Raw genomic sequence first — 23,715 nt, forward strand, 5'->3', positions numbered from 1 at the left:
CGGCGTCAGAGGGCGAGGCTGACGCGGCCGAGGCCCTCGAAGCTGGCTGTCACTCGATCGCCGGGTTTCAGTCCCCCTTGCACCAACCAGGCGCCGGTGGTGACCACGCTGCCCGCAGGCAAGACCTGACCCTGGCGGCAGGCGTGTTGCAACCAGTCCAGCAAGCCCCAGGCGGGATCGCCGAGGGAGTGGCTGCCGCAGGCTCGCTGAGGCGCATCCGCGTTGATTTGCAGCTCGCAGTTCTGCTTTGACCAATCGAGCGCTTGGTAGGGCAGCCACTGGCCCATCGCCAAACCGCCGTGTGAGAGGCAGTCGGCCTGGCGCAGCAGGGCCGGGGCATCGCCGGCTTCTTGCCAGCGTGAATCGACCAGTTCAATGGCCACCGTCATGGCGTCGATCAAACGTGCGGCGGCGTCGCGGCTCATACCGACCAGTGCATCAGCGCTGACATCGCGTGCCAAGCGCAAGGCGATCTCTGCCTCTGCGCCGGCATGACGCAGGCCCAAGTCTGCGAAGCTCGGTAGGCCGCCAGCAGCGCTGCGCACGCCGATGGGGGCCAGCGGTGCATGACTCAGAGGGCTCTGCCGATTCGGGCCGCCGCTCTTCCAAAACTGAGGGCGCCCCGCTTGTCGCCAGCCGAGTCGTTCTGCCAAACCGTCTTGCACCGCATAGGCAAGCTCTGCGCTGCTCAGGCAGTTGCTCCAATCGGCGCTGGACAATGCCGGCCCGCCTTGCCAGGCCAGGGCCAGATGTTCGATCAGGGCCTCAAGGGATTGGGGCATGGGCTCCGATGCCGTGCTGAGTTCAGCGGCACTCACAAGCGCTGCAGCTTGGTGGCTGGGACCAGGCCGGTGCCGCCCTTCAGTTGCACCACCAGTTCTCCATGACTGACCACCACCACTTGCACGGTTTCGGTTTTGTCGCCAAAACGCACTTTGTCCCCAGGCTTCAGCGCCGGCGGCACGGGGATGGCGGGCAAGACAATGCGCGGCGGCGTGGCGCCGGGCGGGTTGGCGGACTTCATGATGGCGCTGAGGCGCTGATGCAACTCCGGCCGTTCCTTGGCCAAGGCTTCCAGCGAGCGGCTCATCGTGGCCTTCAGTTCCGCCGCAGTGAAGGGCTTGCGCAAAAGAAAACGCGAGCCGGCTGCCGCGGCCTGGGCCTCTTGTTCGGGGCCGACCTCAAAACTCAGCAGGGCCAGGCGGCAGCCTGGGCTGACTTCTTTGATTTTTTGGTGCAGGGCGATGCCGGTGAGCTCCGCCTTGGGAAACCAGTCGGTGATCAAAAAATCGGGCTTGAATTCAAGCCCCAGGCTCAAAGCGCTGCTGGGGTCGCTGGCGCAGCGCACCGATTCGGCCGGTAGGCCAAAGCCCTCCAGCATTTGCCTTGCGAAAGTTTGGACGCCAGTCAGGCCATCGACGACTAAAAAACGAAGTTCGGCGCTCATGGACGGTGATTAGCCTAATTTGGGACACAAACATTGGGGCGAGACTCGGATGGTAGCGGCTCAGCCTGGGCTGCGCCGCATGCTGACTGCAAGCACTGAGTGGCCGTGGGGAAGAATCCACGCTTGGGTTTTCCGCAAGTGCTGCGCTTCATGTTTTTTGCCGCTCGCACAACTGCTGCAGGCAGCGCCAGAAGGCCGGATTTTGCGAGGTGCTGAAGTTCACCCGCATCAAGGTGCTGGCCTGGCGGGTGGCGCTGAACAACATGCCGGGCGCTGTCATCCAGCCCGCGTCCAAGAGGCTCAGGGCCAAGCGCTCGGTGTCCACACCCACATCCAACCAGCCAAACAAACCTTGGGGCGGTGTCACGAAATGGCAGCCCGCCGCTTCGGCCAGTCTTTGCGTGCGCTGGCGCGCTGCATCCAGATTGCCTTGCACGCGCTCGGCATGCCGGCGCAATTGACCTTGTTCCAGACACAAAGCCAGCGCCCGCTCGACCATAGGGCTGGTCGTGAGGGTGCTGATCAGCTTGAGATTGGTCAGCTTCTCGACCCGCTCGGGACTGGCCGCCAGATAGCCCACACGCCAGGCCGGGCTGAGAATCTTGGAAAAGCCCGAGACATAAATCGTGCGCTTGAGACCGTCCAGGGCCGAGAGACGGGGTGCGTGGTTGGGCGCCAAAAAAGCGTAGGTGTCATCCTCCACGACCAGAAAGTTCGCCGCCTCGGCCAGCTTGAGGATTTGATGCGCGCTGGCCAAGCTCAAAGTATTGCCGGTGGGGTTGTGCAAGACCGAAACGGTCACGTACATGCGGGGCCGGTGCTGCGCCACCAATTGCGCCATGACCTCCAAGTCGGGTCCATCGGGGCCGCGCGGCACGGGGGCCAGGCGCATGCCGGCTTGGGTCAAACGGGCGTATTCGATGGCCCAGCCGGGGTCGTCCACCAAGACGGTGTCGCCGGGCTGCAAAAACGTGCGGGTGATCAGGTCGAGGGCGTGGGTGGCGCCCACCGTGCTCAGCAATTGCTCGGGCGGGCAAGCGATGCTCAAGTCGGCCATGCGCTGGCTCAGGGCGCGGCGCAGGCGAGCGTCGCCAGCCGGCTCGCCGTAGTGCAGCAAGAGTTGATCGGCACCGCCCTCGCTGGCGCTCAGCACACGGCGCATCGCGCCTTGCAGCATCGGTAAATCCAGCCATTCCGCCGGCAGGGTGCCCAGGCCGGGCGAGCTGCGCGGGTCGGACTGAAACATGCCGCGCAGCAGGGCGGTGGCGTCCACCGGTGCCGGCTGCTGGCGGTTCTTGGTGGCGGAAACTGCTTGCGGCGCTCGCTGACGGGTTTCGCGCACAAAAAAGCCGCGCTGCTTGCGCGCTTCCAGCAAGCCGCCCGCCAGCAGTTGGTCGTAGGCGGCCACCACGGTGAAGGTGCTGACGCCGTACTGGCGCGCACATTCGCGCACCGACAGGAGCTTGGCGCCCGGCAGGATCAGGCGCTGCTGAATCCGCTCGGCAAAGCGCTGCGCCAGTTGCTGCGCTAGCGGCACATTGGAGTCGCGGGACAGCGGCAGGGCCTGGGTCGTGTGTGTTGACGCAATCGCCATTTGTATTGCCCTTTTTGCCAATACAGAGGAAGTACTTGATCGACAAAGTGTATTGCAACTGTATTGCATTGAGCTCGGATACTGCAAGCACGCGGTGCAGCGCTTCAGCTGCCCGCCGCTGAAGAAATGGAGTCGCTCATGATGGATGTTCAAACCCTCTTTGCCGTGATGAGCTTTGCGATGGTGACCTCGATCACGCCCGGTCCCAACAACATGATGCTCTTGGCCTCGGGCGTGAACCATGGTTTTCGCGCCAGCCTGCCGCATGTGGTGGGCATCAGCTCGGGCTTGATGATTTTGTTTCTGGCTGCGGGCTTAGGCTTAGGCGCCTTGCTGGCGCAGTGGCCGCAGCTCTATCTGGCGCTGAAAGGCTTGGGCGTGGCCTATATGGTGTTCCTGGCTTGGCAGCTCTGGCATGCGGGGGCGCCTTCAGCGAACCAGGCGGCCCCGCAGTCGGCAGCGCGCTTGATGGGCTTTTGGGGCGCGGCGGCTTTTCAATGGGTCAACCCCAAGGCCTGGTTGATTGCGATTGGCGCGGTGGCCGGCTTTTTGAGCCCGGCCGCTGACGGCGTGGATTTGCTGGTGCTGGCCCTGGTCTGCGGCTTGGTGAATGCGCCTTGCGTGAGTCTGTGGGCCTGGGCTGGCTCGCGCTTGAGCCAGGCTCTGGCCGAGCCCAAGCGGCGGCGCGTCTTCAATGCGCTGATGGCTCTGCTGCTCCTGGCCAGCATCTGGCCGATGTTGAACACCTGAATGGAATGAGAAGCGACGTATGAAGACCTTGGGTATTTTGGGCGGCATGAGCTGGGAGTCCTCGGCACTGCTGTATCAACTCTTGAACCGTGAAGTAGCCGAGCGTTTGGGCGGGCTCAACAGTGCTGATCTGCTGCTGCGCAGCGTTAATTTTGCCGAGATCGAGGCCTTGCAACGGGCCGGGGATTGGGCCGGCGCGGCCCGAGTGCTGGGCGAGGCCGGTTTGGGGCTGAAATCGGCGGGAGCGCAAGCCTTGCTGATCGCCACCAACACCATGCACAAGGTGGCGGATGAGGTCGAGGCGCTGAGCGGCCTGCCCTTGATCCATATCGTCGACGTCACCGCGCAAGCCTTGCAGGCGGCCGGGGTGCGGCGGGTGGGTTTGTTGGCCACCCGCTACACGATGGAAGAAGATTTCTATTCGGGCCGCATGCTGAATCGGCATGGCATTGAGACGCTAATGCCCGCACCGGCGCAGCGTTTGGAGCTGCATCGGGTCATTTTTGAAGAGCTCTGCCGGGGCCAGATTCGTGCCGAATCGCGGGCCTTTTACCTGCAGGTGGTGCAGGACTTGGCCGCAGCCGGGGCCGAGGCGGTGATCCTGGGCTGCACGGAAATTGCCTTGCTTTTGGACCCCCAGGTGCAGGCCGCTTTGCCTCTGTTTGACAGCACGGCTTTGCAGGCGCAGGCCGCGGTGGAGTGGATGCTCGGTGGTACAACAGCTGTCTAGCCGGCGAAACCAAGTCTTTCGCCGCCCACATCAAGCGAGACAAAGAAATGAGCTCAGTCTGGAACCAAGCGCGCCGCGCCGCGCGCATGAACCCCTCCATCATTCGTGAAATCCTTAAGGTGACCGAGAAGCCGGGCATCTTGTCCATGGCCGGCGGTCTGCCTTCGTCGGACACCTTTCCGGTCGAGGAACTGAAGGCCGCCTGCGACCGGGTTTTGAGTGAGAACGCCAAAGAGGCCTTGCAATACGCGGCCAGTGAGGGCTTTGCGCCGCTGCGCGAATGGGTGGCGGCGCGCTCGGCTGAGTTGGGCATGCAAGTGGCGCCCGAGCAGGTCTTGATCACCAGTGGCTCGCAACAGGGCTTGGATCTGGTCGGCAAGATTTTGTGTGATGCCGGCGCACCGGTGGCGGTGGAGACGCCCACCTATCTGGGTGCGCTGCAGGCCTTCACGCCCTATGAGCCGATCTTTACCAGCCTCGCCAGCGATGCTCAGGGCGTGGACCCCGCCGCGCTGGCGCGCCTGCCGCATGATGCGCCCGGCACCCGCTTTGCCTACCTCTTGCCCAATTATCAAAACCCGACCGGCCGTGTCATGCCGCTGGAGCGGCGCCAAGCGGCGGTGGCTGCCGCGCAGCAGGCGGGCGTGCCTATCGTTGAAGACAACCCCTATGGTGACCTCTGGTTTGACGAGCCGCCGCTGCCGTCCCTGAGTTCGCTGTGGCCTGAAGGCTCGATCTATCTGGGCTCTTTCAGCAAGGTGCTGACGCCGGGCTTCCGCCTGGGTTACGTGATCGCCCCGTCCGAGCTCTACCCCAAGCTTTTGCAGGCCAAGCAGGCGGCGGATTTGCACACGCCGGGCTTCAATCAGCGCGTGGTTTATGAGGTCGTGCGTAACGGCTTTCTTGATCAGCACATCCCGAAGATCCGGGCCCGCTACAAAGCCAACCGCGATGCCATGGCCGAAGGCCTCAAGCAGCATTTGCCCGAGGGCTGCGAATGGCAGACACCGCAGGGCGGCATGTTCTTCTGGATTCGCCTGCCCGAAGGATTGAATGTCATGGACTTGCTGCCCAAGGCGGTGGATGCCGGCATTGCCTTTGTGCCCGGCGCTGCTTTTTATGCGCACAGCCCCGACCCTCGCACCATGCGCCTGTCCTTTGTGACGCTGACGCCGGCGCAGATCAGCGAGGGCGTGGCGATTCTGGGCCGCGTGCTGCGCGAAGCCATAGACAACGGCGCCGAAATCACCCCATGAGTTTGCAGTCGCGCCGATTCGCTCAAGTTGATGTGTTTTCCGCCGTGCCCTTGATGGGCAACCCTTTGGCGGTCGTCATCGACGCCGAAGGGCTCAGCGACGCGGCCATGGCCAGCTTTGCGCGCTGGACCAATCTCAGCGAGACCACGTTTTTGCTGCCGCCCACCGACCCGGACGCCGACTACCGCTTGCGCATCTTCACGCCGGGCGGAGAGCTGCCTTTTGCTGGGCACCCGACTCTGGGCTCGGCTCACAGCTGGCTGGCTGCCGGCGGAACGCCTAAGCGCAAGGGTGAGTTGCGGCAGCAGTGCGGCATCGGCCTGGTGCGCATCAAACGGGTGGTGGAGCGCAGTGGCAAGCAGCGCTTGGCCTTTGCCGCGCCGCCGCTAAGGCGCGGTGGGCCGGTGTCTCCCGATCTGCATGCGCAGGTGCTGAAGGCCTTACGCCAGCCGACTGAGGAGGTGCTGGATGTGGTGTGGGTGGACAACGGTCCGCCCTGGATCGCTGCGCGCTTGCAAAGCGCCGAGGCCGTACTGGCCTTGAAGCCGGACTTTATGGCCATGGCCGGCCTGGAGTTGGGCGTCATTGGCGCCTACCCGGCGGGCGCCAAACAGCAGTTTGAGGTGCGCGTCTTCGTGCCCACCATGGGTTTTCCTGAAGACCCGGTCACGGGGAGCTTCAACGCTGGCGTGGCCTTGTGGATGATGGAGCGCGGCCTGTGCGCCGATAGCTATGTGGCAGCGCAGGGCAAGGCACTGGGCCGGGCCGGTCGCATCCAGGTGCAGCGCGAAGGCGCCGATGTCTGGATCGGCGGTGACGTCACGACCTTGATCGAGGGCGAGGTCAGGCTTTGAGTTTGCAGCTCGATCATTTGGTGATTGGCGCGGCCAGCTTGGTCGAAGGTGAGGCCTGGTGTGAGGCCACTTTGGGCGTCAAGCCCAGCAGCGGCGGCAAGCATGTGTTGATGAGTACGCATAACCGCTTGCTTCAACTGAGTAGCGAAGCCTTTCCTCGCTGTTATTTGGAGATCATTGCCATCGACCCCGAGGCGCCGCCGCCAGGGCGGGCCCGCTGGTTTGATTTGGACGAGTCGGCCATGCGAGCCCGGTTGGCCCACGGGCCGGGGCTGATCCATTGGGTGGCGCGCAGCAACTCGCTGGAGGCGAGTCTGGCCGATTGGCAGGCCCATGGCTTGGATGCTGGCCCAGCTGTGGCGGCCTCTCGAATGACGCCGGCGGGTGAGTTGCGCTGGCGCATTGCCCTGCGCGCGGATGGTCGACGCCTCTTGAATGGCGCGCTGCCCTTGTTGATTGAATGGGGAGAGGTTCATCCCAGCGATAGCTTGCCGTCCAGTGGTGTGAGCCTGCTTGAGTTTTCACCCACTTTGCCGCAGCCGGACTTGCTTGCTGGGTTGGCGGCAAAAACGGGCGACCCAAATGTGCAGATGCGTTTGCAGACGCCGCGCGGCGAGGTTTCTTTGAAGTTGTAAAGGTGAACACTTGAAAATTCTCGGCAAGACTTCTTCCATCAATGTCCGCAAGGTGCTGTGGACCTGTGCAGAACTGGGTTTGGATCCGCAGCAAGAAGAATTCGGTTCGGGCTTCAAGTCCACGGAGACGCCTGAATTCCTCGCTCTCAATCCCAATGCCATGGTGCCGGTGCTGCAGGACGGAGACTTCGTGCTGTGGGAGTCCAACAGCATTTGCCGTTATTTGGCGGCACGTGAGCAGCGTCTGGATCTCTTGCCGGCGGCGCCGCGCGAGCGGGCGCGGGTCGAGCAATGGATGGATTGGCAGGCGGGCGAGTTCAACAACGCTTGGCGTTATGCCTTCATGAGCTTGGTCAGGCAAAGCCCCCAACATCAAGACCCTGCCTTGCTGGCGGCAGGTGTTGCGAATTGGCACCGGCATGTGGGCATCTTGGCCCAGGCGCTGGCCAAGACCGGTGCCTTTGTTTGTGGCGAGCAGTTCACCCTGGCCGACGTGGTGCTGGGGGTGTCGGTGCAGCGCTGGCGCATGGCGCCTTTGCCCGAGCGGCCGCATTGGCCTGAAATCGAGGCCTATTGCGAGCGGCTGGCGCAACGTCCCGGCTTTGCGAACTTTGCGCTGAACTTCGTCTGACCAGCGGCCATAAAAAAAGGCTTCCCGCAGGCAGCCTTTTTAAGACGCAAGATACTTGGGTCAACGATCAGTCGTTGCGGAAGCTGTCGTGGCAGGACTTGCAAGTCTTGGCGGTGCTGCCAAACGCGGCCTTGAGCGCGTCCAGATTGTTGGCCTTGGCTGCCACGGCCAATTTGGCGGCTTCGCTTTGCAGGGCGCGGGCGCCTTCGTCGAATTTGGCGCGTTCGCTCCAGACGCTGGCCTTGGGTGAGCCTTTCTCGGTGCCGCTGGTGCCGTCGACAAATGCAGCAAAGGGCAGCTTGGCGAGGTCGGCCACGACTTCGGCATTGGCGGCAGCGGCGGCACCGTCAAACGGGACCTTGCCTTGAACCATGGCGCCGATGCGGCCGAAGTGCGTGCCCATCACGGTGAAGGCCGCCTTGCGGTACTTGACGGCGTCTTCGGGCTTCTGGAATTGCGCGCTGGCCGGCAGGGCGCAGCAGAATCCGGCCACACTGGCCACGGCGATCAGAACAGACTTCATCTTCATGCGGACATCCTTCATCAGGGTCTGGCAAGCCAGGAACAAAGCATTGGGTGAATTGGGCAAGCCGTCCATCGACGGCGTGCTCGGCGCAGTGTAGGCAAGAGTGATGAACTTTGCAGCCTTTGCTGCATGCGCTATCGTCGCGGCCATGGCAAAGGAGCATCAGGCATGAGTCAGCAAGGGCAATTGAAGCCGGTCCGGGTTTGGGACCTGCCGACCCGCGTGTTCCATTGGGCCTTGGTCATCTGCGTGGTCGGGGCGGTGCTCAGCGCCAAAGTCGGCGGCAATGCCATGGTCTGGCATATGCGCTTGGGTTATGGCGTTTTGGCGCTGCTTGGCTTTCGCATTCTGTGGGGCTTGGTGGGCGGACGCTGGTCGCGCTTCAGCAGCTTTTTCTATTCCCCGGCGGCGCTGCTGCGCTATTTGCGGGGTCAGGCCTTGCCGGAAGACCACTTCGATGTGGGCCACAACCCGCTGGGGGCGTTCTCGGTGCTGGCCATGCTGGCTTGGTTGCTGGCCCAGGTGGCTTCGGGCTTGATTGCCGATGACGAAATCGCCACCACGGGTCCTTTGATCGGTTTTGTCTCGGGCGAAGTCAGCCTGGCCTGGACCGCGTATCACAAGAGTTATGGCCAATGGGGTCTGCTGGCCCTGGTCGGGCTGCATATCGCTGCCATCGTCTTTTATCGCTTTTGGCAACGCAAGAACTTGCTGGGGCCGATGTTCAGCGGTGACAAGTCCCTGCCGGCCGCCATCCCGGCAAGCCAGGACTCTTGGGGAACGCGGGTGTTTGCCTTGACTTTGCTGACGGCTTGCGCGGCCGGGGTCTATCTCTTGATCAGCTTGACGCCGGCTTGACCGGCAAGCGCTGAGTACACTGAAGCCTGTATTGCCGTGATTGAATGAACAGCAGCCCCGACATCCAACTGATCAACCCTGACAGCCCCGAGCTGTGGGACGCGACGCGACAAATCCTTCGCGACTATGCCGGCAGCTTGAACGTTGACCTGTGCTTCCAGGACTTTGAGGCCGAGTTGCAAACCCTGCCTGGCCAATACGAGGCGCCCGGCGGCCTGTTGTTGCTGGCGCTGGTGGATGGGCAAGTGGCGGGTTGTGTGGGCTTTCGGGCCTTGCCGGATGTGGACTATGCCAATGCTTGCGAAATGAAGCGTTTGTACGTGCGCCCGGCCTTTCGTCGCTTTGGCATTGGGCGCATCTTGGCGCAGGGGCTGATCGATGCTGCGGTGCAGGCGGGCTACTCGGCCATGCTGCTGGATACCTTGGACGATATGGAGGCCGCGCGTGGCTTGTATGAAAGTTTGGGCTTTGAGGCTGTGCCGCCGTACTACTTCAACCCAATACCCGGCGCCCACTATTTAAAAGTCGATCTGGCTTAATTCAGCTTGAGGCGAGAGTTTCAGCTGGTTACCGGCATAGCATGGCGGCACATCCCTGAATTCTTTGCCCGTCATGAGCCACACTGAAACCCCTGACACGCTGTACCGCATCGAGCCCGCCGGCCCCCAAGCCGCGTCTTTGGGTGAATCGCCGCTCTGGCACGCCCAAGAGCAAGCGCTTTATTACGTGGACATTCCCGAGCGTCAGGTCTTGCGCCTGCACCCCGCCAGCGGCGAGTTGCGTCAATGGCAGCTCGATAGCGAGCCGGGCTGCATCGCGCTGATTGACGGGGGCGGCTTGGCTGTGGCGCAGCGCGATGGTTTGTGGCGTTTGAATCCGCAAGACGGCTCGCATCAACAATTGGCTGGCGCTCCTTATGACGCAGGCCGTCAGCGTTTCAACGATGGCAAGCCGGATAGTCAAGGACGGCTTTGGGTCGGCACCATTGATGATGCGCGCCTGCCTGACGCTGGCCTGTATCGTTATGAGGGCGGCGAGTTCAGGCTGATGGCCAAGGACATCGTCACCTCCAATGGCTTGGCCTGGAGCCCGGATCAGCGTACGCTCTATTGGTCTGACACCAAGGCCCACGAGATTTACCGCTTCAGTTTTGATGCCGCGAGCGGCAGCTTGGGTGAGCGCCAGCTGTTTGCCAGTTTCCCGGCCCGCGTTGCCGGACAAGAACTGGCGACCTATGGTGGACGGCCCGATGGCGCGGCGGTGGATGCCGAAGGCTGCTATTGGGTGGCCATGTTCGAAGGCCAGCGCCTGCTGCGCCTTTCGCCCGAGGGGCAGGTCTTGCGGGAATTGCACCTGCCAGTGCGCTGCCCGACCATGCCGACCTTTGGTGATGATGATCTGCGTACGCTCTACATCACCACCGCCCGCGCCGGCCGTTCGGCCGAGGAGTTGGCTGAGCAGCCTTGGGCCGGCTGTGTTTTGCGTGTTCGGGTGGAAGTGCCGGGTCTGCCGGTCAATCTTCTGCGACTGTGAGTCGCACGCTTCCGGCCTCGAGTCCATAAGTCGTGGCCTCAGGCCCAGGCGCCTGGCGTTTCCCCACGGACTTTCGCCCCCTGCCTACCGGCGCATGCCAGAAGTCACAGTGGCTGACAAGTGACCCCGTCAAGGCGCCCTTACCAGTGCTCGGCAGGGGTCTTGTCGAGGGCTTACGGGTTTACACATATAATCTTTGGGTTTTGCCGACATCCATCAGACCGACATGAGTTCGCCCGAGCGCAATGGAGCTTCCAAAGTTGCTCAAAACGACCTTGATTGGAACGATGAGGTTGAAGAGCTGCCTTTCAAGACCCTGACGCGAGAAGAAGCGCAGGCCTTGTCGGCCAGGCATCCGCCGATTTCGCCCTGGCGAATTGTTGCGATGCAGGCTGTGGTGGGGGTGTTGGTCGCCCTGTTGGGGTGGCTGTTCACCGGGCAAAGCAAGACAGCGTGGTCGGCTCTGTGTGGGGCGGCTGCGGTGGTTTTGCCCAATGCCTTGATGGCGTGGGGCATGACCGGGCTCTTCAGAGGGATTCCTGGCGCTGCGGTGCTGGGTTTTATGTTCTGGGAGCTGATCAAGATCATGACGGCCATTGCCATCTTGGCAGTGACTGCGGTTGGAATGCCTGATTTGAGTTGGCTGGCCTTGTTGGCGGCTTTGGTCGGGTGCTTGAAGGTTAATTGGCTGGCGCTGCTTTGGCAGGGCCGGGCTCGAAAAGTTTAGTAAATACGCGGACGGAAACTGACGATGGCAGCCGAAGGACACGGACAGGAACACGCACCCAACGCGGGCGAGTACATCCAGCACCACCTGCAGCATATGCAGATGAATTTCAAGGGTGAGATGGTCAAACAGACCTCCATCGTTGATTTCAGCTTGTTTAATTTGGACTCACTGATCTATTCGGTGATTCTGGGCCTGATCGGCTGCTTCTTCCTTTGGCGCGCTGCGCGCAAAGCGACCTCCGGCGTGCCGGGTCGCTTCCAGGCAGCCGTCGAAATCTTGGCTGAAATGGTCGAGAACCAAGCCAAGGGCGTGATTCACAACGCCACCAGCCGCAAGGTCATCTCGCCTCTGGCGCTGACCGTGTTCGTCTGGATCTTCCTGATGAACTTCATGGACATGTTGCCCGTGGACCTGCTGCCCAGCCTGTGGGCCAAGGTTTATGGCTCGATGGGCCACGATGCGCATCATGCTTATATGCGTGTTGTGCCGACCGCTGACTTGTCGACCACCCTGGGTCTGTCGACCAGCGTCTTGATCATGTGCTTCTTCTATAGCGTCAAGATCAAGGGCGTGGGCGGCTGGACGCACGAGCTGTTGGCAGCTCCGTTTGGTGACAAATGGTTCTTGTACCCGATCAACTTCCTGATGCAGCTGATTGAGTTCGCTGCCAAGACCGTTTCGCACGGCATGCGGTTGTTCGGCAATATGTTTGCGGGTGAGCTGGTCTTCATGCTGATCGCGCTGATGGGTGGCGTCTGGGCCTGGGAGTTGAACCCGTTGTCGGGTGGCTTCTGGCTGGGTCTGGGCCATTTGGTGGCTGGTACGGTGTGGACCCTGTTCCACATCCTGATCATCACCTTGCAGGCCTTCATCTTCATGATGCTGACCTTGATCTACACCGGCCAGGCGCACGATCAACACTGATCGGGTACCGAGCTTCGGTTCTTTCTCTCTAGTTCGTTTTTTCTTTTTCTTTCTTACCTTTCCTTCAGGAGCAAATCATGGAAAACATCCTCGGTCTCGTCGCGCTGGCTTGCGGTCTCATCGTTGGTCTGGGCGCTCTGGGCGCTTCGATCGGTATCGCTTTGATGGGCGGCAAGTTCCTGGAATCTTCGGCTCGCCAGCCTGAGCTGATGAACGAACTGCAAACCAAGATGTTCATCTTGGCTGGTCTGATCGACGCTGCGTTCCTGATCGGCGTTGCTATTGCTCTGCTGTTCGCATTCGCCAAGCCTTTCGCCATCTAATTGATGCGCCAACCTTTCACAGTTGAAAGGATAGCTCTGTGAATATCAACGCAACACTGTTCCTGCAAGCGATCGTTTTTGCGATCCTTGTCTGGTTCACCATGCGCTTCATCTGGCCTCCAATGATGAAGGCCCTGGACGAGCGCGCCGCCAAGATCGCTGACGGTCTGGCTGCGGCCGACAAGGCCAAGGCCGAGTTGGCCAACGCCAACAAGAAGGTTGACGAGCAATTGGCGCTGACCCGTGGCGAAACCACCAAGCTGCTGGCCGACGCTGAAAAGCGCGCCGCTGCGATCGTGGCCGCTGCCGCTGGTCAAGCCGAGGAAAAGGCTGCCAAGATCGTTGCTGACGCGCAAGCCGAAGCCGAACAGCAGTCCATGCGTGCCCGCGAAGTCTTGCGCGAGCAAGTCGCCGCCTTGGCCGTCAAGGGTGCCGAGCAAATTCTGCAGCGCGAGGTTAACGCCAGCGTGCACGCCGAATTGCTGAACCGCCTGAAGACGGAGCTGTAAGCATGGCCGAGCTCGCAACCATTGCCCGTCCGTACGCTGAAGCGCTCTATCAAGTAGCGCGTCAGCACGACGTCAAGGCTTGGGGCCTGCAACTCGACGCCCTGGCCCAAGTGGCCGCGGCGCCCGAGCTGCGCCAGTTTGCCGATCACCCCAAAGCAACGCCTGAGCAGGTCTATGTCGTCTCGACACAGACCGCCAAGGTCGAGTTGGCTGAAGGCGTGCAGAACTTTCTGCGCACCGTCATCGCCAACGGGCGCCTGAGCGCCTTGCCTGCGGTGGTGGAGCAATTCCATGCCTTGGCCAATGCTGCAGCCGGCGTTGCCGACGCTTTGATTTACAGCGCCTTCCCCATTGACGCGGCCCAGTTGGCTGAGGTCAAGGCGGCGCTGGAAAAGCGTTTTGCTCGCAAGCTCGAAGCGCAAGTCGTGCTGGAACCTTCGCTGATTGGCGGCATTCGGGCGGTGGTTGGCGATGAGGTGCTGGACACCTCGGTCAAGTACCGTCTGGAACGCATGAAAGTGGCGCTCACGGCCTGATTTTCAGGCCCGAGCGCGACGCCACCCTATCCGTTCATCCCTGTGTCAATCGCTTTGCAAAAAGACGGCGGGCCAGATGGGAGCCATAGCAATGAATTTGAATCCTGCTGAAATTTCCGAACTGATCAAGAGCCGTATTGAAGGCCTTGGCACTTCGACGGACGTCCGCAACCAAGGCACCGTGGTGTCTGTGTCTGACGGTATCGTTCGCATCCACGGCCTGTCCGATGTGATGCAAGGCGAAATGCTGGAATTCCCAGCTGCCGCCGATGGCACACAGACCTTCGGTCTGGCCCTGAACTTGGAGCGCGACTCGGTCGGTTCCGTGATTCTGGGTGCCTATGAGCACATCTCCGAAGGCGACACCGTCAAGTGCACGGGCCGCATTCTGGAAGTGCCGGTCGGTCCTGAGCTGGTGGGCCGCGTGGTCAACGCTCTGGGTCAGCCCATCGACGGCAAGGGCCCGATCAACGCCAAGATGACGGACGTGATCGAAAAGGTCGCTCCCGGCGTGATTGCCCGTAAGTCGGTGGATCAGCCGATGCAAACCGGCCTGAAGTCGATTGACTCCATGGTGCCGGTGGGCCGTGGTCAGCGCGAGCTGATCATTGGTGACCGCCAGACTGGCAAGACGGCTGTCGCGATCGACGCCATCATCAGCCAGAAGGGTCAGAACATGACCTGTATCTACGTTGCGATCGGCCAGAAGGCTTCGTCGATCAAGAACGTGGTGCGCGCTCTGGAAGCCAACGGCGCGATGGAATACACCATCGTCGTGGCGGCCTCCGCTTCTGAATCTGCTGCGATGCAGTACGTCTCGGCCTACTCGGGCTGCACGATGGGCGAGTACTTCCGCGACCGCGGTCAAGACGCGCTGATCGTTTATGACGATCTGTCCAAGCAAGCCGTGGCTTACCGTCAGGTTTCGCTACTGCTGCGTCGTCCTCCAGGCCGTGAAGCCTACCCTGGCGACGTGTTCTATCTCCACAGCCGTCTGCTGGAGCGTGCAGCTCGCGTGAACGCCGACTACGTCGAAGCATTCACCAAGGGCGAAGTGAAGGGCAAGACCGGTTCTTTGACCGCGCTGCCCATCATTGAAACCCAAGCCGGTGACGTTTCTGCCTTCGTTCCGACCAACGTGATTTCGATTACCGACGGTCAGATCTTCTTGGAAACATCGCTGTTCAACGCCGGTATCCGTCCTGCGATTAACGCCGGTATCTCGGTGTCGCGCGTGGGTGGTGCTGCTCAGACCAAGCTGATCAAGTCCCTGTCCGGCGGTATCCGTACCGACTTGGCCCAGTACCGTGAACTGGCTGCCTTCGCGCAGTTCGCTTCCGATCTGGACGAGTCCACCCGCAAGCAGCTGGACCGCGGTGCTCGCGTGACCGAGTTGCTCAAGCAAGCTCAGTACTCGCCGCTGTCGATCAGCCTGATGGGCGCGACGCTGTATGCGGTGAACAAGGGCTTCATGGACAGCCTGGACGTGAAGAAGGTTCTGGCTTTCGAACACGGCCTGCATCAGTTCCTGAAGACCAGCCACGCCGCTCTGCTGGCCAAGCTGGAAGCCGACAAGGCGATGGACAAAGATGCCGAAGCCGAGTTGAACGCTGCGATCACTTCCTTCAAGAAGTCCTTCGCTTAATGCCCATGACGGGGCGGACCAAGCACTCTGCGCTGAACCGCCCCATCTGAACAGGAGAAATCATGGCATCAAGCAAGGAAATTCGCGGCAAGATCAAGTCGGTTGAGAACACCAAGAAGATCACCAAGGCCATGGAAATGGTCGCCGCTTCCAAGATGCGCAAGGCGCAGGAGCGGATGCGCGCGGCTCGTCCTTACTGCGAGAAGATCGGCAATATCGCCGCCAATCTCGCCAAGGCCAATCCCGAGTATCGGCATGCGTTTCTGAGCACGAACGAAGGCGCCAAGGCGGCTGGTTTCGTGGTCGTGACGACCGACAAGGGTCTGTGCGGTGGTCTGAACACCAATCTCTTGCGTGCGACGACGGCCAAGCTGAAGGAACTCGAAGCTGCCGGCCAAAAGGCCGAGGTCGTTGCCATTGGCAACAAAGGCCTGGGCTTCATGAACCGCATCGGCGCCAAGGTGGTCTCGCAGGTCACGCAAATGGGTGATCAGCCGCACATCGAAAAGATGATCGGCCCGGTGAAGGTTTTGCTCGACGCGTATGCCGAAGGCAAGCTGTCGGCGGTCTACCTCTGCTACACCAAGTTCATCAACACGATGCGGCAAGAGCCGGTGGTGATGCAGTTGTTGCCGCTGTCGACCGAAGGCATGAAGACCGCAGGGGCCGATGGCGCTCAAGCTCACGCTTGGGACTATCTGTACGAACCCGATGCGGCCACGGTGATCGATGAGCTGCTGGTGCGTTACACCGAAGCACTGGTCTACCAGTCGGTGGCTGAAAACATGGCGTCCGAGCAATCGGCGCGCATGGTGGCGATGAAGGCCGCAACCGACAACGCCGGCACCTTGATTGGTGAGCTGAAGCTGGTCTACAACAAGACCCGTCAGGCCGCCATTACCAAGGAATTGAGCGAGATTGTCAGTGGCGCGGCCGCGGTCGGTTAATCGACCGCCAGCCAAACCAGACGCAACGAATACAGATTGAAGGAATCGAAATGTCTAGCATTCAAACCAACGCAGTTGGCAAGATCGTTCAGTGCATCGGCGCCGTGGTGGACGTGGAATTCCCGCGTGACCAAATGCCGAAGGTCTATGACGCGCTGAAGATGGAAGGTAGCACCCTGACACTGGAAGTTCAGCAGCAGCTGGGCGACGGCGTCGTGCGTACCATTGCGCTGGGTTCGTCGGACGGCCTGCGCCGCGGCACCCAAGTGTTCAACACCGGCGAGAACATCCAAGTTCCCGTGGGCAAGGCGACCCTGGGCCGCATCATGGACGTGCTTGGCGCGCCCATCGATGAGCGTGGTCCTGTGGCTCAGACGCAAATCGCGTCGATCCACCGCGCTGCTCCTGCTTACGACGAGCTGAGCCCCTCGCAAGAGCTGCTGGAAACCGGCATCAAGGTGATCGACTTGATCTGCCCGTTCGCCAAGGGCGGCAAGGTGGGTCTGTTCGGTGGCGCCGGTGTGGGCAAGACCGTGAACATGATGGAACTCATCAACAACATCGCCAAGGCTCACAGCGGTCTGTCGGTGTTCGCTGGTGTGGGTGAGCGTACTCGTGAGGGTAACGACTTCTATCACGAGATGGCCGATTCGGGCGTCGTGAACCTCGAGAAGCTCGAAGACTCCAAGGTCGCCATGGTTTACGGCCAGATGAACGAGCCTCCAGGCAACCGTCTGCGCGTGGCCCTGACCGGTCTGACCATCGCCGAATCCTTCCGTGACGAAGGCAAGGACGTGCTGTTCTTCGTGGACAACATCTACCGCTACACCTTGGCCGGTACCGAAGTGTCCGCGCTGCTGGGTCGTATGCCTTCCGCCGTGGGTTACCAGCCTACGCTGGCCGAAGAAATGGGCCGCTTGCAAGAGCGGATCACTTCGACCAAGGTCGGTTCGATCACTTCCATCCAGGCCGTTTACGTGCCAGCGGATGACTTGACCGACCCCTCGCCTGCGACGACTTTCGCCCACTTGGACTCCACCGTGGTGTTGTCGCGTGACATCGCTTCGCTGGGTATCTACCCCGCCGTGGACCCGCTCGACTCGACCTCGCGTCAGCTGGACCCGAACGTGGTTGGCGAAGAGCATTACCTGACCGCCCGTGGCGTTCAGCAAGTGCTGCAGCGCTACAAGGAACTGCGCGACATCATCGCGATTCTGGGTATGGACGAGCTGTCGCCTGAAGACAAGCTGGCCGTGAGCCGCGCTCGTAAGATCCAGCGTTTCCTGTCGCAGCCTTTCCACGTGGCCGAAGTGTTCACCGGCTCGCCTGGTAAGTATGTGCCTTTGAAGGAAACCATCCGCGGCTTCAAGATGATTGTTGCTGGCGAATGCGATCACCTGCCTGAGCAGGCCTTCTACATGGTCGGCACCATCGACGAAGCGTTCGAAAAGGCGAAGAAGCTGGGCTGATGAAATGCGGGAGAGCGCAAGCTCTCCCCGTGTTCAGCACAGTTCTCAACGCAAACGCTAAGGAAGATTAAAGATGGCAACCCTCCACGTCGATGTGGTTTCCGCCGAAGAGCAAATCTTCTCCGGCGAGGCCAAATTTGTTGCGCTGCCGGGTGAAAGCGGTGAGCTGGGCATCTTGCCCAATCACACGCCGCTGATCACTCGCATCAAGCCCGGCGCGGTGCGCATTCAGCGCGCCGACAACGGCCAAGAAGAGTTCGTCTTCGTGGCTGGTGGCTTGTTGGAAGTGCAACCAGGCAAGGTGACCGTGCTGGCCGACACCGCGATCCGCGGCAAGGATCTGGACGAAGCCAAGGCTCTGGAAGCCCGCGCAATGGCCGAAGAAGCGATGAAGAACGCCAAGAGCGATATCGACTTTGCCAAGGCGCAAGGTGAATTCGCTGCCATGGCCGCCCAAATCGCCGCCCTGCGCAAGTTCCGCAAGAACTGAGTTTTCTCAGGCATCACACCCTCTTGCCCGTGAGACCCGCTCCTATCCTTTGACTGGACCGGACTCCCAAACATCCGCCGCGACTCGTCGCGGCGGAGCCGTTTTCGGAGCCGCCACAAGCCACATGTCTGCAAGCTTCAGCATTCAACAATGGGCAGCCTGGGCGCCTGGGCTTGAAAGCGAGTCTGATTGGCGGTCGTGGTTCGCCGCGCCGCATGCCTTGCTGGGTGCCGAGCAAGCGGCCTTGGCGGCGATGCCGGCCATGATGCGGCGACGCATCGATCCCTTGGGCCGTGCCGCTTTGCAGTCGGCCTATGAGGTCCAGCCTGCCGAAACCATCCCCTTGGTTTTTGCTTCGCGCTGGGGAGAGTTGGCTCGGTCCGTGGGCATGCTGGAACAACTGGCCCAGGCACAGCCCCTGTCGCCAACAGCCTTCAGCCTGTCTGTGCACAACGCCATTGGCGCGCTCTACTCGATTGCTCGGGGCGACCGCTCCAACTACCAAGCCGTCAGCGCCGGGGCCCACTCCGCCGAGGCGGGCTTCGCGGAGGCGCAAGCCTTATTGGCCGATGGTGCAGCAGGTGTGCTGCTGGTGGTCTTCGATGCCGCACTACCTGATTGCTATTCGGCCTTTCGAACCACAGATGCGTCCACCTTCACCCGGGCCTGGGCCTGCCTGCTTCGCCCTGCGGATGCTGAGCCATCGGCGCAAGGACTTCGCCTGACTGCAAAACGGCCCCTGGCCGCTTCGCTCGAATCGAATGTGCCATCCGAGTCCACAGGCTTTCAGTTGCCCTCGGATCTGCGAACTCTCGAGTTCTTGATCGGTCAGCAAGCCGAGTTGCGACACGGTCCTTGGCATTGGGAACGTCATGGGGTTTGAGACCGCTACAGCTTGGCCACGCTTGAACCGTCTGCGCCGCATTGCGGCTACGGCTCTGGCGTTCTCGGCCTTTGGCGTGGGCGGGCTCTTATTGGGTCTCTTCTACTTCCCCATGCTCTTGCTGTTGCAGCGCGATGGCGCGCGACGCAGCTTGCATGCTCGAACTGTGGTGAGTCGGGTCTTTGCCGCTTTCATCGAGCTCATGCGTGCATTGGGCTTGATCAGCTACCGATTTGAAGGCCTGGAACGCTTGCAGCGCAGCGGCCTCTTGGTGTTGGCCAATCACCCGAGCTTGATCGATGTGGTGTTCCTGATTTCATTGATTCGCAATGCCGATTGCGTGGTGCGGGGCGGCTTGGCCCGCAATCCATTCACCTTTGGCCCGGTGCGCGCCTGCGCCTATGTGCTGAACAATGAAGGCCCGGAATTGCTGCAATCCTGTATGGACAGTTTGCAAGACGGCGCTAATCTGATCATCTTTCCAGAAGGCACGCGCAGCCGGCCGGGCCAAGCCTTGAAGCTACAGCGTGGCGCGGCGCAGATTGCCTTGCGAGCGGGGCGGTCAATCACGCCTGTGCGAATACGCTGCACGCCCCCCGGTTTGAGCAAGGGCCAGGCGTGGTGGCGCGTCGCCGATCGGGCCTTGCATTTTGAGATCACGGTGGCCGAAGACATCCCCATCAACTCTTTTCTAGAGTCGGCCAACCAAGAAGCGGGATTGGCTGCGCGATATCTGACCGCACACTTGGCAAACTATTTTTCGATTCAGGGATAAGACATATGCAAACCATGACGACCGATCTTGAGTTGGAGATCAAGCAACTATTGATCGCCAGCCTCAATCTGGAAGACATGACGCCGGACGCGATTGACCCCGAACAGGCGCTCTTTGTCGAGGGCCTGGGTTTGGACTCTATTGATGCGTTGGAATTGGGCCTGGCTTTGCAGCAACGCTATGGCGTGAGCATGTCGGCCGACTCCACCCAAACCCGCCAGCACTTCGCGAGTATCCGGGCCCTGGCTCAATTCGTCGCCGATAAGCGCAGCAAGTAAGCAAGCAAGCGAGTAAGCCGGCGCCAAAAACCGCCGGCGATGAGGCCTCAGTGCCGCAGTACGGCAGCGCCCAATCGGCGCGGTCGGGAGTATTCAGACATGACGGACCAAGAAATTTTCGAACGCCTGCGGGCCATTCTGATCGAGACCTTTGATATCGACGACGCGGTGATTCAACCGCAGGCGCGGCTTTATGAAGACCTCGACATCGACAGCATCGACGCGGTGGACTTGATCGTCAAACTGCGCCCCTTGGTCGGCAAACGCCTGCAGCCCGATGCCTTCAAAGCGGTGCGCACGCTGCAAGATGTGATCGATGCCTTGCAAGGCTTGATCAAGGTCGGCGAGTCCGAAGGTGCAGAAGCCAAGGCATCGACCGAAGCACGTAGCGCCTTGGGTTGAATGCGCCCGATTTTGATTGGCTTGCTGACGGCGGCCTATCCGCTATTGGTCTACTTCGGCCTCGGTCGCTTTGAGCCCCGTTGGCTGGCCTTGCTCTTGGCCGGATTGGCTTTGCTGCGTGCCGTCGGCAGCCCGGATCGTTTCTGGCGCTGGGCGGCGGCAGGCGCTTTGCTTTTGGCGGCCTTGACCGCCTTTGGCAATACCGCCCTGCCTTTGAAGCTCTATCCCGTGTTGGTGAACGCAACGCTGCTGTTCGTTTTTGCTGCCAGTTTGTTCAACCCGCCCAGCGCCATCGAGCGCTTGGCGCGCTTGCGCGAACCGCATCTGGATGCACAGGGCGTGGCCTATACCCGTCGTGTCACTCAGGTCTGGTGCGGTTTCTTTGTTTTCAATGGCAGCCTGGCCTTGGCGAGCGGGCTTTGGGCCAACGATGCGCTCTGGGCCTTGTACAACGGTTTGATCAGTTATGTTCTGATCGGCCTGCTGCTGGGCGGCGAGTGGCTGTGGCGCCAACGCATGCTCAAGCAAGCCGGCAAGGTGTCTTGATGGCGACGCTGCATGCGCTGAATTCGCTGCTTTGTGAGCTCCGGCCTTCGGGCGAAGTGCTGGCTTGGCGCGGCCATCAAGCTTTGGATTGGGCGGCTTTCAAGCGTCGCGTCACGGCTTGGTATTGGCAAGCCGAGGCCTTGCCGGCTCAGCGCATCGGCCTGTACTTGGATGATGCCTTCGAGTTCGCTGCCGCCTTGTTCGCGCTTTGGCATGCGGGCAAGGTCGTTTATTTGCCTGGCGACAAACTGCTAGCGACGGCGGCGCAACTGCAGCTTCAGGTCGACGCTCTGGCGGGTGACTTTGCCGATGCGCAGCTGAGTTCGCCCAATGAAGATGCGAGCGCACAGGAGCCCGTCTGGCAAGCCTTGGATCCCGCCGCGATCCAAGTGCAAATCTTCACCTCGGGCTCGACCGCCGCACCGCTGGCGATAGAGAAGCGCCTGTCCCAGCTCTTCCATGAGGTCGCGGCGCTTGATCAAGCCTTTGGCGAGCGCCTGGGCAAGGCCGAGGTTCTGGCCACGGTTTCGCATCAGCACATCTACGGCCTCCTGTTTCGCGTGCTCTGGCCCTTGGCGCGCGGCTGCGCGTTTCATGCCGAGCGCTACGCCTTTGTAGAAGACCTGACGGCAGCCCTGCATGCGGCGCGACCCGCCTTGCTGATCGCCAGCCCGGCTCACCTCAAGCGTCTTCCGGCGGTCAATCTGCGTGGCCTGCGCGCGGTGTTCTCCTCCGGCGGCCCGCTGCCCGACGAGGCGCTGCCCGATTGCCTGCGCGTCTTTGGCCAAGCCCCCATTGAGGTTTACGGCAGCAGTGAAACCGGCGGCATTGCCTGGCGCCAGCGCGAAAGCACAGCTGCCACCGCATGGTCAGCCTTGCCCGGCGTGCGTTGGCGTGTGGTCGATGAATTGCTGCACATTGCCTCGCCGCATTTGCCCACGCTGGATTGGACGGCAGCTGCCGATCGTGCCCGCGATCTGGGCAAGAGCTTTGAATTGCTAGGCCGCGCCGACCGCTTGCTGAAGATCGAAGAAAAGCGTGTTTCCGTCGCTGCGGTAGAAGCCGCTCTGCTGAGCAGCGGGCTCTTGGCCGAGCTGCGCGTGCTGAGTGTGCCTTCGCCCACGCAACATGGTCGTTTGCAACTGGCCGTGGTGGCGGTGCCGAACGAGGCTGGCTGGGCGCAGTTGGAACGCATCGGCCGCCAAGCCCTGGGCGCGCAACTGCGGCAGTTGCTGCTGCAAAGCCTGGAGCCGGTCTCAGCGCCGCGCCGCTGGCGTTTTGTGTCCAGCCTGCCCAGCAATAGCCAGGGCAAGGCCACGCAAGCCGAGCTGCTGGCCCTGTTCGACCCGCGCCGCCCGCCCATGCGTGTTGTGCAAGCCAGCGCCACGACGGCCGAATTGCGCTTGCAGATCGAGCCGGGGTTGCCGCAGTTCGACGGCCATTTCCCCGGCCATCCGGTGCTGCCGGGCGTGGCGCAAGTGGACTGGGCGATTCGTTTTGGCCGTGAGCTGTTTCCCTTGCCTCCGCGCTTTGCTGCCCTGGAGGCGTTGAAGTTCCAACAGGTCATCACGCCGGGATTGACGCTTTCACTGACGCTCAGCTTCAAGCCCGAATCGGGTCAGCTGAGCTTCAAGTACGAGTCGGCGCGCGGCGTCCATGCCAGCGGCCGGGTGGTGTTTGGAGCCGCACCATGAGCCCGCTCTCTGTGTTGGCAGTGGTGCCGGTCTACAACCACGGCGAGGCCATCGGGGCAGTGGTGCACAGCTTGCGCGGCCATGGCTTGCCGGTGCTGCTGGTGGATGACGGCAGCGAGCCCGGCTGCGCTGCGGTGTTGGATCAGTTGGCGGCGGCCGAACCGGCGCAGATCCGCGTCGAGCGTCTGGCCGTCAACCAAGGCAAGGGCGGGGCGATGATGGCCGGCTTGCGGCTAGCCTTGGCATTGGGCTATAGCCATGCGCTGCAGATCGATGCTGATGGTCAGCATGAGGCCGCCGACGTACCGCGCTTTCTGGCCTTGGCCCAAGCCCATCCGCGGCATTTCATTTGTGGCTGCCCGATCTATGACGAGTCCGTGCCCAAGGCGCGGCTGTATGGCCGCTATGCCACCCATATCTGGGTTTGGATCAACACCTTGTCCATGGAATTGCGCGACTCGATGTGCGGCTTTCGCATCTATCCTTTGGCGCCGACGGTGGCCTTGATCGATAGCGTGCAAATCGGCCGACGCATGGACTTTGACGTTGAGATCGCGGTGCGTCTGATCTGGCGCGGCGTGCGCGTCATCAACCAGCCGACCCGCGTCAGCTACCCCAGCGACGGCATCTCGCACTTTCGGGCCTTGCATGACAACGTCTTGATCTCCTGGATGCACACCCGCTTGTTCTTCGGCATGCTGCCGCGCCTGCCGCTGCTGCTGTGGCGGCGTTTCTCAAAATGACGGGGCC

At 61.6% G+C, this 23,715-nt stretch carries 29 protein-coding genes; 25 read left to right on the top strand and 4 right to left on the bottom strand.

Features of this window, described 5'->3' with window-relative positions:
• Window positions 1–5: 5 nt before the first annotated feature.
• From LNV06_RS13830 to LNV06_RS13840, 3 genes are all read right to left on the bottom strand, one after another.
• Window positions 6–782: a fumarylacetoacetate hydrolase family protein gene (locus tag LNV06_RS13830; RefSeq protein WP_263538872.1), complete on the bottom strand. Its 777-nt coding sequence runs from the start codon at window positions 780–782 to the stop codon at window positions 6–8.
• Between the two features lie 32 nt (window positions 783–814).
• Window positions 815–1,447 (bottom strand): response regulator, encoded by a 633-nt coding sequence (locus tag LNV06_RS13835; protein ID WP_263538873.1) that lies wholly within the window; start codon window positions 1,445–1,447, stop codon window positions 815–817.
• 148 nt (window positions 1,448–1,595) lie between these two features.
• A complete protein-coding gene (locus LNV06_RS13840; RefSeq protein ID WP_263538874.1) occupies window positions 1,596–3,041 on the bottom strand; it encodes an aminotransferase-like domain-containing protein in 1,446 nt (481 codons plus the stop codon).
• A gap of 138 nt (window positions 3,042–3,179) precedes the next feature.
• On the opposite strand from LNV06_RS13840, the gene LNV06_RS13845 reads away from it, so the two are divergent.
• Genes LNV06_RS13845 through LNV06_RS13870 form a run of 6 tightly spaced genes read left to right on the top strand, consistent with a single transcriptional unit; the run spans window position 3,180 to window position 7,897 of the window.
• Window positions 3,180–3,791 (top strand): LysE family translocator, encoded by a 612-nt coding sequence (locus tag LNV06_RS13845; RefSeq protein WP_263538875.1) that lies wholly within the window; start codon window positions 3,180–3,182, stop codon window positions 3,789–3,791.
• Window positions 3,792–3,810: 19 nt separating this feature from the next.
• The gene (locus LNV06_RS13850) at window positions 3,811–4,521 is read left to right on the top strand and encodes an aspartate/glutamate racemase family protein (RefSeq protein WP_263538876.1); all 711 of its coding nucleotides are present in this window, start codon (window positions 3,811–3,813) and stop codon (window positions 4,519–4,521) included.
• Window positions 4,522–4,568: 47 nt separating this feature from the next.
• A complete protein-coding gene (locus LNV06_RS13855) occupies window positions 4,569–5,777 on the top strand; it encodes an aminotransferase-like domain-containing protein (protein ID WP_263538877.1) in 1,209 nt (402 codons plus the stop codon).
• Window positions 5,778–5,779: 2 nt separating this feature from the next.
• A complete protein-coding gene (locus tag LNV06_RS13860; protein WP_263539142.1) occupies window positions 5,780–6,631 on the top strand; it encodes a PhzF family protein in 852 nt (283 codons plus the stop codon).
• Window positions 6,628–7,266 (top strand): VOC family protein, encoded by a 639-nt coding sequence (locus tag LNV06_RS13865; RefSeq protein WP_263538878.1) that lies wholly within the window; start codon window positions 6,628–6,630, stop codon window positions 7,264–7,266. Before LNV06_RS13860 ends, LNV06_RS13865 begins: the two co-directional genes overlap by 4 nt.
• Window positions 7,267–7,276: 10 nt before the next feature.
• The gene (locus LNV06_RS13870) at window positions 7,277–7,897 is read left to right on the top strand and encodes a glutathione S-transferase family protein (protein ID WP_263538879.1); all 621 of its coding nucleotides are present in this window, start codon (window positions 7,277–7,279) and stop codon (window positions 7,895–7,897) included.
• Between the two features lie 67 nt (window positions 7,898–7,964).
• Here LNV06_RS13870 and LNV06_RS13875 read toward each other — a convergent pair whose 3' ends face one another.
• Complete coding sequence (locus tag LNV06_RS13875; protein WP_263538880.1) at window positions 7,965–8,426, bottom strand: c-type cytochrome; 462 nt, start codon at window positions 8,424–8,426, stop codon at window positions 7,965–7,967.
• Between the two features lie 165 nt (window positions 8,427–8,591).
• On the opposite strand from LNV06_RS13875, the gene LNV06_RS13880 reads away from it, so the two are divergent.
• The 19 genes from LNV06_RS13880 to LNV06_RS13970 all read left to right on the top strand — a co-directional run bounded on the left by LNV06_RS13880 (window position 8,592) and on the right by LNV06_RS13970 (window position 23,708).
• A complete protein-coding gene (locus LNV06_RS13880) occupies window positions 8,592–9,281 on the top strand; it encodes a cytochrome b/b6 domain-containing protein (protein WP_263538881.1) in 690 nt (229 codons plus the stop codon).
• 44 nt (window positions 9,282–9,325) lie between these two features.
• The gene (locus LNV06_RS13885; RefSeq protein WP_263538882.1) at window positions 9,326–9,820 is read left to right on the top strand and encodes a GNAT family N-acetyltransferase; all 495 of its coding nucleotides are present in this window, start codon (window positions 9,326–9,328) and stop codon (window positions 9,818–9,820) included.
• Between the two features lie 73 nt (window positions 9,821–9,893).
• Window positions 9,894–10,814 carry an SMP-30/gluconolactonase/LRE family protein gene (locus tag LNV06_RS13890; RefSeq protein WP_263538883.1) on the top strand — a complete coding sequence of 307 codons (921 nt, stop codon included), beginning with the start codon at window positions 9,894–9,896 and terminating at the stop codon, window positions 10,812–10,814.
• A 196-nt stretch (window positions 10,815–11,010) separates the two neighbouring features.
• On the top strand, window positions 11,011–11,541 hold the full coding sequence (locus LNV06_RS13895) for an ATP synthase subunit I (protein WP_263538884.1): 531 nt from the start codon (window positions 11,011–11,013) through the stop codon (window positions 11,539–11,541).
• A gap of 24 nt (window positions 11,542–11,565) precedes the next feature.
• Entirely contained in the window at window positions 11,566–12,468 is a 903-nt protein-coding gene (gene atpB / locus LNV06_RS13900; RefSeq protein WP_263538885.1) for a F0F1 ATP synthase subunit A, read from the top strand.
• A gap of 77 nt (window positions 12,469–12,545) precedes the next feature.
• Entirely contained in the window at window positions 12,546–12,791 is a 246-nt protein-coding gene (gene atpE, locus LNV06_RS13905) for a F0F1 ATP synthase subunit C (protein WP_058721792.1), read from the top strand.
• 38 nt (window positions 12,792–12,829) lie between these two features.
• Window positions 12,830–13,300 (top strand): F0F1 ATP synthase subunit B, encoded by a 471-nt coding sequence (locus LNV06_RS13910; protein WP_263538886.1) that lies wholly within the window; start codon window positions 12,830–12,832, stop codon window positions 13,298–13,300.
• 2 nt (window positions 13,301–13,302) lie between these two features.
• Window positions 13,303–13,836 carry a F0F1 ATP synthase subunit delta gene (locus LNV06_RS13915; protein WP_263538887.1) on the top strand — a complete coding sequence of 178 codons (534 nt, stop codon included), beginning with the start codon at window positions 13,303–13,305 and terminating at the stop codon, window positions 13,834–13,836.
• 91 nt (window positions 13,837–13,927) lie between these two features.
• Window positions 13,928–15,481, top strand: coding sequence for a F0F1 ATP synthase subunit alpha (atpA, locus tag LNV06_RS13920; protein ID WP_263538888.1), 1,554 nt, complete (start codon window positions 13,928–13,930; stop codon window positions 15,479–15,481).
• 62 nt (window positions 15,482–15,543) lie between these two features.
• Complete coding sequence (gene atpG / locus LNV06_RS13925; protein ID WP_263538889.1) at window positions 15,544–16,428, top strand: F0F1 ATP synthase subunit gamma; 885 nt, start codon at window positions 15,544–15,546, stop codon at window positions 16,426–16,428.
• Between the two features lie 50 nt (window positions 16,429–16,478).
• On the top strand, window positions 16,479–17,897 hold the full coding sequence (atpD, locus tag LNV06_RS13930; RefSeq protein ID WP_263538890.1) for a F0F1 ATP synthase subunit beta: 1,419 nt from the start codon (window positions 16,479–16,481) through the stop codon (window positions 17,895–17,897).
• Between the two features lie 73 nt (window positions 17,898–17,970).
• On the top strand, window positions 17,971–18,387 hold the full coding sequence (locus LNV06_RS13935; protein WP_263538891.1) for a F0F1 ATP synthase subunit epsilon: 417 nt from the start codon (window positions 17,971–17,973) through the stop codon (window positions 18,385–18,387).
• Window positions 18,388–18,511: 124 nt separating this feature from the next.
• Window positions 18,512–19,270, top strand: a complete 759-nt coding sequence (locus LNV06_RS13940; RefSeq protein ID WP_263538892.1) for a beta-ketoacyl synthase chain length factor — start codon at window positions 18,512–18,514, stop codon at window positions 19,268–19,270.
• Window positions 19,260–20,045 (top strand): lysophospholipid acyltransferase family protein, encoded by a 786-nt coding sequence (locus tag LNV06_RS13945; protein WP_263538893.1) that lies wholly within the window; start codon window positions 19,260–19,262, stop codon window positions 20,043–20,045. Before LNV06_RS13940 ends, LNV06_RS13945 begins: the two co-directional genes overlap by 11 nt.
• 14 nt (window positions 20,046–20,059) lie before the next feature.
• Window positions 20,060–20,323: a phosphopantetheine-binding protein gene (locus tag LNV06_RS13950; protein WP_263538894.1), complete on the top strand. Its 264-nt coding sequence runs from the start codon at window positions 20,060–20,062 to the stop codon at window positions 20,321–20,323.
• Between the two features lie 99 nt (window positions 20,324–20,422).
• A complete protein-coding gene (locus tag LNV06_RS13955; RefSeq protein WP_263538895.1) occupies window positions 20,423–20,725 on the top strand; it encodes an acyl carrier protein in 303 nt (100 codons plus the stop codon).
• Window positions 20,726–21,271: a COG4648 family protein gene (locus LNV06_RS13960; RefSeq protein WP_263538896.1), complete on the top strand. Its 546-nt coding sequence runs from the start codon at window positions 20,726–20,728 to the stop codon at window positions 21,269–21,271.
• Entirely contained in the window at window positions 21,271–22,965 is a 1,695-nt protein-coding gene (locus LNV06_RS13965; protein WP_263538897.1) for an ApeI family dehydratase, read from the top strand. The genes LNV06_RS13960 and LNV06_RS13965 overlap by 1 nt, the downstream gene beginning before the upstream one ends.
• Window positions 22,962–23,708, top strand: coding sequence for a glycosyltransferase family 2 protein (locus tag LNV06_RS13970; RefSeq protein ID WP_263538898.1), 747 nt, complete (start codon window positions 22,962–22,964; stop codon window positions 23,706–23,708). The genes LNV06_RS13965 and LNV06_RS13970 overlap by 4 nt, the downstream gene beginning before the upstream one ends.
• Window positions 23,709–23,715: the final 7 nt, after the last annotated feature.

Source organism: Paucibacter sp. Y2R2-4, assembly GCF_025717535.1.
Lineage (GTDB): Bacteria > Pseudomonadota > Gammaproteobacteria > Burkholderiales > Burkholderiaceae_C > Paucibacter_A.